General features: G+C 35.5%; 11 protein-coding genes and 1 tRNA gene. 7 read left to right on the top strand and 5 right to left on the bottom strand.

The genetic code is table 11. The annotated features are described in order from the left end of the window. The first annotated feature begins 224 nt into the window (after window positions 1–224). Window positions 225–1,301 carry a helix-turn-helix domain-containing protein gene (locus A6I66_RS01780; protein ID WP_067145007.1) on the top strand — a complete coding sequence of 359 codons (1,077 nt, stop codon included), beginning with the start codon at window positions 225–227 and terminating at the stop codon, window positions 1,299–1,301. Between the two features lie 255 nt (window positions 1,302–1,556). Next, entirely contained in the window at window positions 1,557–3,461 is a 1,905-nt protein-coding gene (locus tag A6I66_RS01775; RefSeq protein ID WP_067145006.1) for a LamG-like jellyroll fold domain-containing protein, read from the top strand. 102 nt (window positions 3,462–3,563) lie between these two features. On the opposite strand, the gene A6I66_RS01770 is transcribed toward A6I66_RS01775, so the two are convergent. Continuing rightward, on the bottom strand, window positions 3,564–4,874 hold the full coding sequence (locus A6I66_RS01770) for an HTTM domain-containing protein (protein ID WP_067145005.1): 1,311 nt from the start codon (window positions 4,872–4,874) through the stop codon (window positions 3,564–3,566). Then, entirely contained in the window at window positions 4,864–5,802 is a 939-nt protein-coding gene (locus tag A6I66_RS01765) for a bifunctional riboflavin kinase/FAD synthetase (RefSeq protein WP_067145004.1), read from the bottom strand. The genes A6I66_RS01770 and A6I66_RS01765 overlap by 11 nt, the downstream gene beginning before the upstream one ends. Before the next feature lie 71 nt (window positions 5,803–5,873). Here A6I66_RS01765 and A6I66_RS01760 point away from each other — a divergent pair, with 71 nt between their 5' ends. Beyond that, on the top strand, window positions 5,874–8,570 hold the full coding sequence (locus A6I66_RS01760; protein ID WP_067145003.1) for a zinc-dependent metalloprotease: 2,697 nt from the start codon (window positions 5,874–5,876) through the stop codon (window positions 8,568–8,570). A 13-nt stretch (window positions 8,571–8,583) separates the two neighbouring features. On the opposite strand, the gene pth is transcribed toward A6I66_RS01760, so the two are convergent. The 3 genes from pth to A6I66_RS01745 form a co-directional block, all read right to left on the bottom strand. Then, window positions 8,584–9,210 (bottom strand): aminoacyl-tRNA hydrolase, encoded by a 627-nt coding sequence (gene pth, locus A6I66_RS01755; RefSeq protein ID WP_067145002.1) that lies wholly within the window; start codon window positions 9,208–9,210, stop codon window positions 8,584–8,586. A gap of 74 nt (window positions 9,211–9,284) precedes the next feature. Next, a complete protein-coding gene (locus A6I66_RS01750) occupies window positions 9,285–9,908 on the bottom strand; it encodes a 50S ribosomal protein L25/general stress protein Ctc (protein WP_067145001.1) in 624 nt (207 codons plus the stop codon). Window positions 9,909–9,973: 65 nt separating this feature from the next. After that, window positions 9,974–10,915, bottom strand: coding sequence for a ribose-phosphate pyrophosphokinase (locus A6I66_RS01745; RefSeq protein ID WP_067145000.1), 942 nt, complete (start codon window positions 10,913–10,915; stop codon window positions 9,974–9,976). A 145-nt stretch (window positions 10,916–11,060) separates the two neighbouring features. Here A6I66_RS01745 and A6I66_RS01740 point away from each other — a divergent pair. The 4 genes from A6I66_RS01740 (at window position 11,061) to A6I66_RS01725 (ending at window position 15,179) form a co-directional block, all read left to right on the top strand. Beyond that, a tRNA-Leu gene (locus tag A6I66_RS01740) sits at window positions 11,061–11,140 on the top strand. Window positions 11,141–11,236: 96 nt separating this feature from the next. Then, the gene (locus tag A6I66_RS01735; RefSeq protein ID WP_067144999.1) at window positions 11,237–11,857 is read left to right on the top strand and encodes a hypothetical protein; all 621 of its coding nucleotides are present in this window, start codon (window positions 11,237–11,239) and stop codon (window positions 11,855–11,857) included. A 329-nt stretch (window positions 11,858–12,186) separates the two neighbouring features. Beyond that, window positions 12,187–12,588 carry a DUF2541 domain-containing protein gene (locus tag A6I66_RS01730; RefSeq protein ID WP_067144998.1) on the top strand — a complete coding sequence of 134 codons (402 nt, stop codon included), beginning with the start codon at window positions 12,187–12,189 and terminating at the stop codon, window positions 12,586–12,588. A 377-nt stretch (window positions 12,589–12,965) separates the two neighbouring features. Continuing rightward, on the top strand, window positions 12,966–15,179 hold the full coding sequence (locus tag A6I66_RS01725; RefSeq protein WP_067144997.1) for a beta-glucosidase family protein: 2,214 nt from the start codon (window positions 12,966–12,968) through the stop codon (window positions 15,177–15,179). The last annotated feature ends 22 nt before the right edge of the window (window positions 15,180–15,201 follow it).

Genomic DNA, 15,201 nt, shown 5'->3' with positions numbered 1-15,201 from the left:
TAAAAACGAGCCTAAATTAATTTAAATATTAAAGTTGAGATCATTTAATGTTTCTAAATATATTGAAGCTAATTCTGTGTCGGTATTTTCTTAAAAAGTACTACTAAAATTTAATGGTTTAAAAGAAAAATAGATGATAGTTTATTTTGTTCTTTTGTGAAGAACCACTAGGAAAAGTAGATTTTTTTGAATTAAAAAAGAATATATATAATTAGAAAATAGATATGAATTTATCAAAATGGTATCAGCTTATAAAACCAAACTTTAGGTTTTATAAAGATGGTTTTTTTGAATTTCCTTTTTTAGCAAACACACCGGAATTATTCATAGAGTCTACTGTAAAAAGTCCTGGAAGCAGACATGTTTCGGAAGATCAAGTTGTTTATAGAAATAATCCATTTGTAAATGGAGAAATGCATTACAGAAAAATAGATGACGGTTTATGGCTTACCATTACTAATATCAAGTTTAAATATGACACTGTAATTAAATCCAGTTATTCCAAAGATATTCCTAGTGATCATTATTCAATTACATTTACTGTATTTGACAGCGAGGTAAAACTTCAAAATGTTTTTATTGATAAAGTGCCTTTTCAAAACAAATTTTGGAGCTTTAAAAAGCCAGGCACCGATGTAGGGGCTTGTTTTTACAAAGGGTCGAAATGCCAGTTTTATATCTATTATATTAGCCCTAGTTGGTTTGAAAAACATGTGCCACTAGATGCATTAGATGCAAAGATTCCATTTAAAAGATTTCTAGATTCGAGCAAAGGCTTTATTTCTTATCAAGATATTGTGCCTAATGCAGAGGTATTGTCGCATGAAATACTACATACTTTCAAGACATTTAAAAATGACCCTTTTAACTCTACGATACTAAAAGCCCAAACATTAAGCATATTATCCACCTTTTTTAAAAATGTTTTTAACGACTCAAGAACTGATAATTACCAAGAATTGAGCTCTGTAGATTATAGTAAGATTACAAAATGCGAACTGATGATTTCTAAGCAATTATCGAAACCTTTTATAGGTATTGATGCCCTTGCAAAAGCATTAAATATATCTTCCTCTAAGTTAAAAATGGATTTCAAATCAGTTTACGGGACATCAATACTACAATACAACATTGATAAAAAAATGGAACTAGCAAGACACCTTACACTTAATACGACCATGCAAATAAAGCATATAGCTAAGGAGGTTGGCTATGAAAGTTCAAGTAAATTTAGCGCTACATTTAAGAAAAAACATGGGAAACTCCCTTCGGAATTGCGCTCGGGTAGTTTGGTCGACTAACCAGGTGCTTTTGAACTCAAATTAGAATATTTTAAAGAAAGCTACTGGGAGCTTCGTAATCCTGTATTTCACATGCTACTTTTATAATATAGTTAGATGATCGTTTATGAAATGTGAAGTTTTGACCATCTACACTATCATATTAATATGTCCGAATGGGCTATTGGTTTGTCTTAATGGACTACTTAAAAAAAATTTCATCTTCTAACTTTGCGTCCCTAAAAAACGTTAAAAAATAATTTAACCACCAAACTTATGAAGAAAAACTACTTTTTAATTCTACTTTTTTTAAGTATCAATTTTGTAAACGCCCAAAGTCAAGCCGATCATTTAAACTTTGATGGGGTAAACGATATTATTAGACTCGCCAATTCATTTAATGATGCAACCGATTATACTATTGAAGCTTGGGTAAAAACAGACACTGATGGAACGATTATATATAATGCTTCTGGTTATAATAATGGGTCTGTAGCAATAAGTAACGGAAAGTTGCAATATAGAGCACACAGACATGGTTATCCAGATTTGGTTGTGACTTCTACTACAAGTGTTGCCGATAATAATTGGCACCATGTTGCAGTGACTATGAGCTCGCCAATAACTAATGGTCTATGTAGTCTATATATTGATGGTGTTTTAGATAATTCAGGGACATTAGGTGACCATTCATTTTCACTTGGTGCTTTAGCAATTGGAAATTATTGGTCTCCATATTTTACCGGCTCAATTGATGAGCTACGGATATGGGATATGATTAGAACTGAAGCAGACATTAATAGTGGAAAAGATAGCGAAATCGCCTGTGGTGAAACAGGTTTAATTGCCTATTATCAGTTTAATAATGGTATTGGTGCTGGTGAAAACACAAATGCAACAATATTAAGGGATGTAACAGGAAATGGCCATGATGGTCCATTAACTGATTTCGCTTTAACGGGAACAACTTCAAATTGGTTAACTGGTTCACCAATAACTTCGTTTTTATCTCCACCAACTGTTGTTTCCTCAGTAGAATATGGACAGGATGAAACTGCCACAGCATTAACTGCAACCCCAAGTTTAAACGGTACAAGTTTATTGTGGTACACAACAGCAACAGGAGGGACAGGTTTGGTAACAGCACCAACCCCTTCAACATCAACTACTGGTGTGACGTCTTATTATGTTTCTAGTGTTAATGATAATGGTTGTGAAAGTGAAAGAGTAGAAATTATGGTGATAGTAGTGCCACCAGCTACTTATTTAAATTTTGATGGGGTGGATGATTTTGTGAATTTACCAAATTTAATTAATACAGGAGTTTCATATACAAAGCAAGCCATGATTCGACCTTATGATATTTCTTCAAATGCTGGACATAATATTTTATCAAATGATAATGAAGTATTTTGGATTTGGGACGGTAGTCTTAGAGCAGGGAATAAAGGTGATTTTCAACATGTACTAACAGATGCTTCATCATTAGTAAATAATTGGAGTCAAGTTACTGTAACTTACGATGCTCCAAGCACAACAATGAAATTGTTTCTAAATGGTAATTTAGTTGATGAAAACAATAGCGTTCCTGCAACTGTTGGTGGTGATATTCATATAGGAGCATTTGGTACATCTGCTACTTTTAATGGTGATATCGATGAAGTTCGTATTTGGAATAAAGCACTTACTGTAGACGAAATTAATGCTTATTTAAACTGTGAAATGAAGGGTGATGAAACAGGTTTGCTGGCACATTATAAATTTAATCAGGGTTATCATGGAATAAATAATTCCGAAGTGACATCATTAACAGATAATGCAGGTTCAAATCATGGTGCTTTTAGTAGTGGTTTTGTTTTAAGCGGAAGTACCTCTAATTTTTTAGCAGGGTCGCCAATTACAACGAATGTTACATGTGAGACGTTAAACGCAGCTAATTTTGATGTTAGTACTAAATTAAAAATGTTTCCCAATCCAGCAACGAACCATATTATAGTTAGTATTAATGATTTAACCAATGTAAAATTGCAAATATTGGATATTACAGGTAAAATTTTAGAAAATAGAATTTTAAATAGCAATTCAAATAGTATTAATATCGCTAAATATCCTTCTGGAATGTATTTGTTTAAAGTAGTTACGGATAACGGAACCTTAATAAACAAAGTAATTAAACAATAACAAATTAGATATAAATAGCACTAATATAGGTGTTTCAATATTCAAGTGGCCGTTCTTTTTGGACGGCCATTTTTTTTAACCAACTTTAGTTTTAAAAACATGTTACTTCATAGGTAAGATCCAATCACTGTGTTTAAAAACATCCCAAGGTACACTAGAGATGTCGATATCAGGATTAACAAGGGTTTGGTAAGCTTTGCCATTCACGCTTACTTGGCAATCTACATACACCCCAATATCCATTCCCGAAGATTTATAATGGGATTTAAGATATTGCGAAAACTGCCAAATGACATCGGGTTTAGCACTGGCGGTTCGAACTTGCTTTCGTGTTAAATGGTCACGAAGGTTTACTTTAATTCGTTTGCCATTGGCTTTGTTTTCAATCCAATAAGTGGTTCGAGCACGTTTTGTTCTAAGCATCATTCGCCAGGATAAACGATGACCTTCTTCCGTCCATAGAACATCGCTAGCAATAAAATGATGACGAAGGGGTAGGCCTATCTGTATGATGAAATAGATGAAGAAAATGGTTGAAAAAATCGGTTTGTAATTAGGAACAATGATTTCCGAGGCATCGTAATGCGGTTTTTTCTTTAAAAAGATTTTTTGAATGACTTCTGAAGGAAAAAAGAACAAGGTGAAAGCCAAGGATAAATAAGGAAAAATGCCAATTTGAAACACAAACGAATTAAATAGATGAAATACGATTGAAGCGGCAAAAGCATATTTTCGAGTAGGTTTGAAAAGTAGAAGCGGCACAATTAGGCCGTCAAATAAAATACCACCGTAGGCTAAAAAATACTGTACGCCTTTTTGTTGCAGTAATTCACCAACAAGCATATAGTTACGCTTACCAAACATAAGGATTTCCATGGCTGTGGCATCCAACCAATCGGGGTATAATTTCGCTATGGAAGCATAAGTGTAAACTATAAATAATTGTAAAATAATAACAATGCGACACCATCGCGGCATGCTGTTGCTTTGGATTTTCGGGTTTAACTTGGCATCTACCGAAGCATAGGTGTTTGCAGGAAGAAACACCATGAGACTGCTTATAAGGATTAATAAATAGTAGTGGTTGTTATACGACGATTTTTGCATTAAGTAGGTTGCTGTCCACATGAGTGTAAAACAAATCATGCTTAATCGATACTTGTATCCAATCATAATGAGTAAGCCAAAAACGCCCATAATGGCGTAATAATAATACATGCCATCGCCAGGAAGTGGTTGTAACCACTCGAAACCTATAAAATTAAAAGTAAAAGAGGGTTCGACTAAGGTGCGTCTAATCCATCCAGTAAAAATAGCGCCTACGGTTTCTAAAAAGCAAAGGGCTCCGAAAATTATTCGAAAAACAATTAAAGCCGAGTTGTCTATATGTTTAAAAAACCACTTATTCAGCATGGTGTTCGGCGATGTATTCAAGCGCAGTTTTGCGGTCTATAATGAGTTGCTGTGTGAGCGCTTCAACCGAATCAAATTTTTCTTCGTCTCGTAAGCGGTGTAAAAATTCAATTTTAATAGTTTCACCGTAAAGGTTCATGTCAAAATCGAAAAAGTGTACTTCAACCGATTGTTTTTTGCCGTTTACTGTAGGGTTGGTGCCAATATTCATCATACCAAAAACCGTTTTTCCGTTTATAGATGAACGAACGATATAGGAGCCCTGTTTGGGGATGATTTTATAATCGGCCGTCAGTTTAAGGTTTGCTGTTGGGAAGCTTAATTGTTTTCCTAAGCCTTTACCTTTGGTTACTTCACCCGAAAGCATAAAGGGATACCCTAAATAAGCGTTGGCTTTTATAATATCGCCTTCTTCTAAAGCCTTTCTGATTTTAGTTGAACTTACCGAAACATCGTTAATATCTTGTGCCGATATTTCTTCAACTTCAAATCCGTAGGTTTTACCATAAGCTTTTAGGTCATTAATGTCGGCATTTCTGTTTCTACCAAAACGGTGGTCGTAGCCAATAATAACCTTTTTAGCGTTTATTTTATCTACTAAAATGTCTTTAACAAAGTCTTCGGCAGAAATTCGAGAAAATTCTTTGGTGAAATTTTTAATGATTAAATAATCCAAGCCTAAAGCGTCTAAAATATCATGACGCTCCTCGATGGTGTTTATCAATTTGATGTTAGCATCTTTTTGTAAAACCATCCGCGGATGCGGGAAAAAGGTAAGAATAACAGATTTTAAACCCTCTTGTTTGCCTGTTGTTATTAAGCGTTTTATTATTTTTTGATGACCGATATGAACGCCGTCAAAAGTACCAATAGTAACAACTGCTGGCTCAACAGAATGATACGTTTCTATATTTTTAACTTTTCGCATTTAATGAATTAAAACCTAATACTTATAGTTTTGCTATATTTGAGATTAAAATATAGCTCCAAAAATTGTTTATGAAAACAAAACTACATTATGTTTTAACAACCGCAATACTTTTGTTTGCATTTTCAGCTGTTGCTCAAACTAATTTTTTTGTTAAAGTTGGTGATAGTAAATCGTTACAGAAGGGTAGATTAACTAAAAACCAAGGTAAAGGCACTTATTATCAATTTGATTATACAGCCTTAACAGAAACTTTAGCGGTAACATCAAAAGTTTCGAGTTCGTCGAAATCGTCTGGGGTTATTTTGAGTTTTCCTAGCAATAATGGTGTTTTTGAGCGTTTTCAAGTGCAAGAAGCTTCTGTTTTACATCCCGAATTACAAGCCAAATATCCAGAAATTAAATCGTTCGTAGCCCAAAGTTTAGAAGATCCCCATGTGCGTATGCGATTTAGTTTGTCGCCGTACAACGGACTTTCAGCCGTGGTTTTTGGTTATGATAAAACGCTTGTTTATCAGCCAGTAAAAAATAATCCTGATGAAATATTAGTGACTTCAAAGTCTAATGTTATTGAAAATGTTTTTTTAAATTGTGATAATTTAGGAAGCGATTTGGGAAAAGTTTCAAAATTAGCAGCTCAAAAAGATGCTAACGATGGTATAAATCGTAAATATAGAATCGCTATTTCTGTTACTGGCGAGTATGCACAGGCTAATGGCGGCACAATGCCATCGGTAAACGCTGAAATAAATGCGACTTTAACGCTTGTTAATGCCGTTTTTGAAAATGATTTTAATGTGTCGTTGGAGTTGATTGCTGGAAACGATGCTGTTGTTTATTTAAATCCGAATACCGATCCTTATACGTCTTTAGGGAGTTATAATCAGCAATTAGCAAATACGTTAGATACAGTTATTCAAGAGGCTAATTACGATATTGGTCATCTTTTTGGCGGTATAAATGACGCTAATGGCAATGGTACGGGAGATGCTGGGTGTTTAGGCTGTGTCTGTAATAACGGCGGATCCTATGCCGCAAAAAATCATAAGGGGTCAGGGTTTTCCACGAGTTCGAATCCGAGTGGTGTTAATTTTGCTATCAATTATGTCGCCCATGAGGTGGGGCATCAATTTGGAGCTACACATACCTGGTCGCATAATGGAAATGAAGGCTATGATTCACAAATGGAACCTGGTGGAGGGTCAACTATTATGAGCTATGCAGGTATTGCAGGATCCTATAATTTACAACGTAATAGCGATCCTTATTTTCATGCGATTTCGATTCAACAGGTTATGGGTGTTGTGAAAGCCACCAGCTGTGCGACTGAAACTAATACTGGAAATAGCACACCGATTGTTGATGCGGGTGATGATTTAACGCTTCCTATTGGAACGCCTTTTATGTTAAAGGCCACAGCTAGTGATGCCGATGGAGATGCCCTTAGTTATTGCTGGGAGCAATTTGATGAAAATAATGCTGCAACAACCTACCCAGATCCGAATTCTACCAATTCTAATAGTATCTTATTTCGATCATATCTACCAAGCACTGAAGCGACACGATACTTTCCTAATCTTTCCGATTTAAGGTTTGGTTTTAATGCCACACAATGGGAAAAAGTACCTAATGTGGCTCGATCGGCCGATTTTAGATTAACCGTTAGAGACCAAAGGGTTGATGGTGGCAGTAATAGTCATGATGATATGCGTGTTACTTTTAATGCTAGTTACGGACCTTTTGAAGTCACGTCTCAGAATACGGAAGGTGTTTCATGGATTGCAGGTACGACCGAAACGATAACTTGGCGCGTGAATAACACCAATAATATGAGTGGTGCTTCACAAGTTAATATTCTATTGTCTACCGATGGTGGTATGACTTATAATCAAATTTTGGCTTCCAATGTGCCAAATAGCGGGTCGCACACCTTGGTGGTTCCCGATACGCCTGCACCGTATTGCAGGGTAATGATTGTACCTACAAATCATCAGTTTTTTAGCATCAACACCCATGATTTTACTATAAATTACGAAGTAGAGACCCAGTGTAACCAATATGCTTCGGGGTCTAATTTAGGGATACATATTACTGATAACGGTAAGGCTTATACCCAAAGTCATACCATTAATATTGGAGCCTCTAAAACCATTTCTGATTTAAATATTGGTGTGAATATTACCCACGATTATATTGGCGATTTAGAATTTTCAGTAGTGAGTCCTAGCGGAACAGAAGTGATGCTTAAAAATCACCAAGATTGTAGTGATGAGGTTAATATATTAGGGCTGTATGATGATGAAGCTGAACCTTATATCTGTTCCAATTCGGGAGCAGGTTTGTCTTTTCAGCCACAATTTGAATTGTTATCACAATTTGATGGTGAAAATATTTCAGGCGATTGGACGATTCGATTAGGTGATTTTGAAGCTGGTGATGCTGGTACCTTAAATTCCTGGTTTATTGAAATATGCGATACTACTGAAACGGCATTGGATAGCCCTGAAAATCCTAATAAAAACGAGAGTTTAGTTGTGTTTCCTAATCCGAGTTACGGCGACTTTATTTTAAAAATGTACAACCCCTCTCAAAATAACATTGAGATTCGCGTGATAGATATTAACAACCGATTGGTGTATCAAGAAACACTGGAAGGATTAACTAATTTAGAACATGAATTAGATTTAAACCAGTTGAAGTCAGGTATGTATTTTTTAACGGTTTCAAATTCGGAAAAAAACTTCTCCAAAAAGCTTGTTATTAGATAGGTTACTAAGAGGTCTATTTACCGTTAAAACTATTCATAGTATTATTAATACCTGCTAGTCCGAAAGATTTAATAAGTTCCATAGATTTTTCTAAGCGTTCTTTTAGTTGATTGCTTTCTTCTGGTGTCCATTCGCCAAGAACATAATCAACTTGACTACCTTTAGAGAAGGCGTCGCTAATACCAAATCGGAATCGGTTATATTTTGTGGTGTTTAATTTGTCCTGGGTGTCCTTTAATCCGTTGTGTCCGCCATCACTGCCCTTAGTTTTTACACGAATGCTACCAAAGGGTAAGTTTAAGTCGTCTGTAATGACTAATAAGTTTTCTAAAGGAATTTTTTCTTTTGTTAACCAATATAAAATGGCTTTTCCGCTTAAATTCATGTAGGTATTCGGTTTTAGAAAAATAAAGGTTCTTCCTTTTAGCTTATAGGTGCAGATATCACCTAGTTTTTGAGTTTCAAAAGTTAGAGCTTCTTTATCAGCAAAGAAATCTAAAATCTTAAAGCCAATATTATGGCGTGTATTTTCGTATTTATCACCAATATTTCCTAAACCAACGATTAAAAATTTTTTCATGGGATCTGTTTCTTCTACAAGGGTGTTATTCTTAATAAAGTATTTTAAAAACGGCCACATAAACGTTTTTATGTAAAAATAAAAAAAGCATCCTGATGTATCAGGATGCTTTTAAATAAGTTATAGAATAGAATTTATTCTTGAGTTGCTTCAGCAGCTGCTTCTGCACCTTCTTCAACATCTTCATCCTCATCATCAACATCTGCAACAGCAGTTCTAGATGTTCTAACTTGACAAACTACAGTGTTGTTAGGGTGTAAGAAAGAGTAATCATCGTTTAAAATGTCACCTACAGATACTTTATCACCAATTTTAAGTGGTGTAATATCGATTTCGATAAAATCTGGTAAGTTAGCAGGAAGTGCTTTAATACGTAATTTACGGTTGTTTCTTCTTAAAACACCACCGTTTTTAACACCTCTAGAGTTACCTACTAAATGTACAGGAATGTTAAGGGCGATTTCTTTATCTTCAAATAATTGGTAGAAATCGATGTGTAAAATTCTGTCTGTTACAGGGTGAAATTGAATGTCTTGTAAAACAGCATTTAAAGTTTCACCGTTGTCTAAATTAATCACAACTGTATGCGCATTAGGCGTGTATACAAGTTTAGAGAAAGCTAATTCTGGTGCAGAGAAATGCACTGGTTTATCTCCTCCGTATAATACGCAAGGAACCTGACCAGCATTACGTAAGGCTTTTGTTGCTTTTTTGCCTACGCTTTCTCTTTGAGATCCGTCGATTGTAATTGATTTCATTTGTTATATATATTAATTAAAAAATTCTTTTTTAGTGCTCTGGTCTCTTTGTGGAGATAGAACCGTTACATTACAAAATTTGAACTGATAGATTGGTTGTTGTGAACCTTTTCCATAACCTGAGCAAATAAATTGGCACAGCTTAAAACTCTAATCTTGTCGCTTAAAGGCTTTACAGGAATAGAATCGGTTACTATTAATTCTTCTAATTTTGAGTTATTGATATTATCGTAAGCAGGTCCCGATAAAATAGGGTGCGTACAAATAGCTCTAACGCTTAATGCACCACGCTCCATCATTAAATCGGCTGCTTTAGTTAATGTTCCAGCAGTATCTACCATATCATCTACTAAAACAACATTTTTACCAGTAACATCACCAATAAGCTCCATGTGAGAAATCACATTAGCTTTAGCACGTTGCTTGTAGCAAATAACAACATCGCTCGATAGAGCTTTAGAGTATGCGTAAGCACGTTTAGAACCTCCCATATCTGGAGATGCTATAGTTAAATTTGGTAAATTTAATTCTTGTAAGTATGGTAAAAATATAGTCGATGCAAATAAGTGGTCTACCGGTTTTTCGAAGAATCCTTGAATTTGATCGGCGTGTAAATCCATAGTAATAATACGTGTAGCTCCAGCAGCTTCCAACATTTTAGCTACTAATTTTGCTGCAATAGGCACACGAGGTTTGTCTTTTCTATCCTGTCTTGCCCAACCGAAATAAGGTAAAACAGCGGTAATGTGTCTTGCCGACGCGCGTTTTGCAGCATCAATCATTAATAACATTTCCATTAAGTTTTCGGCACCAGGATTGGTAGAACCAATAATGAAAATCCTTGTACCACGAATAGACTCTTCGTAAGATGGTTGAAACTCACCATCGCTGTAAGTAGACGTTATAACATTTCCTAATTCTGCTCCAAAGGCTTTAGCAATGTTTTCTCCTAAAGCTTTACTTTGGGTACATGCAAAAATTTTTGCTTCTGTGATTACAATTGGCATAGTTAACTTGTTGTTTTAGAGTGTTTAAACGCTACCTGTTTTTTAACGAGGTGCAAATTTATGGATTTATTTTTACCTAAAAAGCATATTGCGCGGTATTTTTATGATTAATTATGGAAAAAATATATATTTTTGCAGTCCATTTGCTCAAGTGGTGGAATTGGTAGACACGTCGGATTCAAAATCCGATTCTTCGGAGTGCGGGTTCGATTCCCGCCTTGAGTACTATTAAAACCGTAATAGCCTTGGTTGTTACGGTTTTTTTATGCCTTACTTTTTAGTATAGCGCATAAATAAGATTAACCAACTTAACCAATCAAAATGAGAATTATTAAAATTGCTTGTATGTTTTTTGCTGTATCTATGCTAACAAATTGTGCATCAGGATACAAGGAAATTCAATTGAAATCCATTAATTATATTTCTAAAAATGAGGATTCAGACATTATTTTAGAGTATAAATATGATTTGCTGGACAAAAAATATGCTAAAAAAGAAACCAAAAGAGGTGTAAAACTTGTTGCTGTTAGAATAACCAACAACTCCGAAAAAGATATCATTTTCGGTAGAGATGTCAAGTTGGGTTATGTTAACGGTCATGAACTTTATGTTATGGATAACGATAAAGTTTATAAGACACTGAAGCAAAGCCCGGCCTCTTATTTATGGTATTTGTTATTAACACCTATAAATTTTTATACCTATGAGACCAATAGTTATGGGGGACAAGAAACAACAAGTTCTTTTCCTATCGGTCTTATTTTAGGTCCTGGGATTGCAGGGGGTAACATGATTGCTTCTGCTAATGCCAATAAAAAGTTTAAAACACAAATGTTAGATTATAATTTAAACGGGACTGTTATTAAGTCTGGTGAAATTAAGCACGGCCTGATTGGCATAGAGGCTGACACCTATGAGGCGTTAACTCTGACAGTGCAATAGTAAATAAAACGTAACCTCAGTTTAATTAAGGTATAAAGAGGTTGAATTAAAAGTCGATTTACGTCAATCTGAATTTGTTTCAGATTCTCATAACCATGGAACTTCAATATTATGAGGTTCTTTGTCGAGCAGAGTATGACGATTGTTTCAACTTTTTATTCAACCTCTTTTTTGTGTTTTAATGCATTCCACTTTGGATTTTTACTTTCAGTACTTTGGTTATTAAACCGTTAAATTAATCTTAGTTTATCCCGTAAATTAAGTTTTTTAGCTGTTTTTATAAGCTAAATCATTAATTTTAAGCAAGTAAACTTAAAACATGAAACACGATGAAGTATTTATTTTTATTCTTTTTTGTACTGTCCATGACCACACAAGCGCAAAAGGACTCAGATAATTGGACTAAACTTGCCGAAAAAACGGTAGCCTTTAAAAGTGAAACCGATAAAATTCAGTTGTTAGGATCTAACCGAACCATTGATAAGGTTAAAATTAAATGTGTACAAGGCACATTGCAATTAAAGAGTGTGACCATTGTGATGGATAATGGTAAAGAAAAAAAATATGATGCTAAAGGTGTAGGGGTACTAACCAAAGGCATGTCTTCCATGGCCTATGCCGTTCCAGATAAAGACGACAAAGTAAAGCGTATTGAATTTGAATACGATAGCAAAGGCGCCATGATAGTGACAAAAAAAGCTAAAATTGAGGTTTTGGGAAAGAAGGAGTAGTAGCTTTTACATTCTAACAGGGCTAAATTGCGAAGTTTAGTCCTGTAACCTTCTATCCCGAAATTCATTTTATAATTTGACACTTTGTGATTCTAGATCTTAATTCTGAATTACAAAAATTCTCAGCCTTAGAATCCTTTTTATCTTCCATAAATTCGTGCTGCAAATTTGGGGCATGCAACAGATGTTCTACACATAATTGTTATTCCGGCCTAGCCAAAACCTTTCCATGTCTAGTAAAGCAAGCATTTGCAACAAATGTTTTACAAGGTGCTGTATTTGTTTTAAAGTTATTTTCCTTTTCTAGATAGTTTTATTTTCTCAAACCAACTCAAAAATTGCGTTCTGCATTTTGGCTTAAAAAGTTTAACTATTTTATGAAAAAGAAATTTCCAGGCCTCTTGATATTAGGAATTGTGCTGCTCCTAGCTTCCTGTACTTCAAAAAAAGAGAAAGAAAAGAGTCCTATAACAAAAGCTAACCATGACATAGAAGCTAAAATCGATAGTATTTTACCTCTGTTAACCTTAGAAGAGAAGGTCGATTTATGTCATGCACAATCAAAATTCAGTACTAAAGGTGTAGCTCGATTGGGGATTCCAGAAATATGGATGTCCGATGGTCCGCACGGCGTTCGTGCCGAAATTAGTTGGGATTCCTGGGATTATGCAGGTTGGACGAATGATTCTATCACCGCTTTTCCCGCATTAACTTGTTTGGCAGCGACTTTTAACCCTGATTTGGCAGGTGAATTTGGCTTTAATTTAGGTGAAGAAGCTAGATACCGCAAAAAAGATGTCTTATTAGGACCAGGAGTAAACATTTACCGAACGCCGTTTAACGGAAGGAACTTTGAATATTTGGGTGAAGATCCCTTTTTAGCATCTACCATGGTAGTGCCTTATATTCAAGGGGTGCAAAAAAACGGTGTGGCCGCCTGTGTGAAGCATTTTGCTTTAAATAATCAAGAACATTGGCGCGATGTCGTGAATGTAGAAGTAAGTGACAGAGCGCTTTATGAAATCTATTTACCCGCTTTTAAAGCGGCCGTTCAAGAGGGAAACTCTTGGGCCATTATGGGTGCCTACAATAAATTTAGAGGACAATATACCACGCATCACGAATTGCTAACCAACAAAATATTAAAACGCGATTGGGGATTCGATGGTGTTGTAATAAGTGATTGGAGTTCTGCACACAGCACACTCGAAGCTGCAAACAATGGTTTGGATATTGAAATGGGAACGGGAACCGATGGTTTGGGAACCACAACTGAAAATCACTATCAGCATTATTATTTGGCCAATCCTTTTTTAGAGAAACTAAAAAGTGGTGAAATTTCAGAAGCGGTTTTAAACGATAAAGTCAAACGTGTTTTAAGATTACGGCTTAGAACCAATATGAAAGATGACCGCCCTCTGGGAAGTTTAAACACTCCGGAACATCATGAAGTGGCAAGAAAAGTAGCAACCGAAGGAATTGTATTGCTTAAAAATGAGGATAATTTCTTTCCTATAGAAGATAAAAAAGGACTTACGATAGCTGTTATTGGTGAAAATGCTACACGCTCGATGACTGCTGGTGGAGGGTCTTCAGAACTGAAACCACAATTTGAAATTTCACCTTTGGAGGGGATAAAAGCACGGTTCAAAAAGGCTAAAGTGATTCATACGATGGGCTATGAAACGGGTATTTCTGAATATGATGTGGTTCATCCACCAAAATTAAATCAAGATTCGCTTAAAGCGGAAGCCATCAAAATAGCAAAAACGGCCGATGTGGTGTTGTTTGTGGGCGGACTAAATAAAAGCCACTTACAAGATAGTGAAGGGGACGACCGACAACAATATGGTTTGCCATTCGGACAAGAAGCTTTAATTAATGAGCTTAGTCATGTGAATGAAAACCTTGGGTTTATACTTTTAACAGGAAATGCTGTGGCCATGCCTTGGTTAGGCCAAGTGAAAGGTTTGATAGAGTCTTGGTATTTGGGTAGTATGGCGGGCCATGCCATTGCCGATGTGGTTAGTGGTGATGTCAACCCATCCGGGAAATTGCCGTTTTCCTTTCCGAAGCAATTGGAGGATAATGCGGCGCATGCCTTTGGAGAAACCTCATATCCTGGAGTAGATATGACTCAGCATTACAAAGAAGATATTTTAGTAGGATACCGATGGCATGACACGAAAAATATCGAGCCACTTTACGCCTTTGGTTTTGGCTTATCGTATACCAATTTCAAGCTGGACAATATTTCTTCCGATAAGGAAAACTACACGCAAAACGATCAGATTAAAATAAAAACAGCGGTTTCAAATACAGGAGATTTGGCTGGTGCCGAAGTGGTACAAGTATATGTTGGTAAAAAGGATTCCAAAGTAGATCGCGCTTTAAAAGAATTGAAAGGTTTTACTAAAGTTTTCCTCGATAAAGGTGAAAACAAATCGGTAACCATAGAAATTCCAGTTGAAAAACTAGCTTTTTATAATGAAGAGCAATCCGATTGGGAAATTGAAACCGGCGATTACCAAGTTTATGTAGGGAACGCTTCTAATCATATTTCGGAAACTTTAAAAATCACTGTGAAGTAATGCTAAAAATTCTGAAGCCCCT

Origin of the sequence: Pseudotamlana agarivorans (assembly GCF_001642835.1) — a bacterium.
Taxonomy (GTDB): domain Bacteria; phylum Bacteroidota; class Bacteroidia; order Flavobacteriales; family Flavobacteriaceae; genus Pseudotamlana; species Pseudotamlana agarivorans.
Note: the sequence above shows the minus strand (reverse complement) of the source record. Positions and strands in the feature narration are given on the sequence as shown.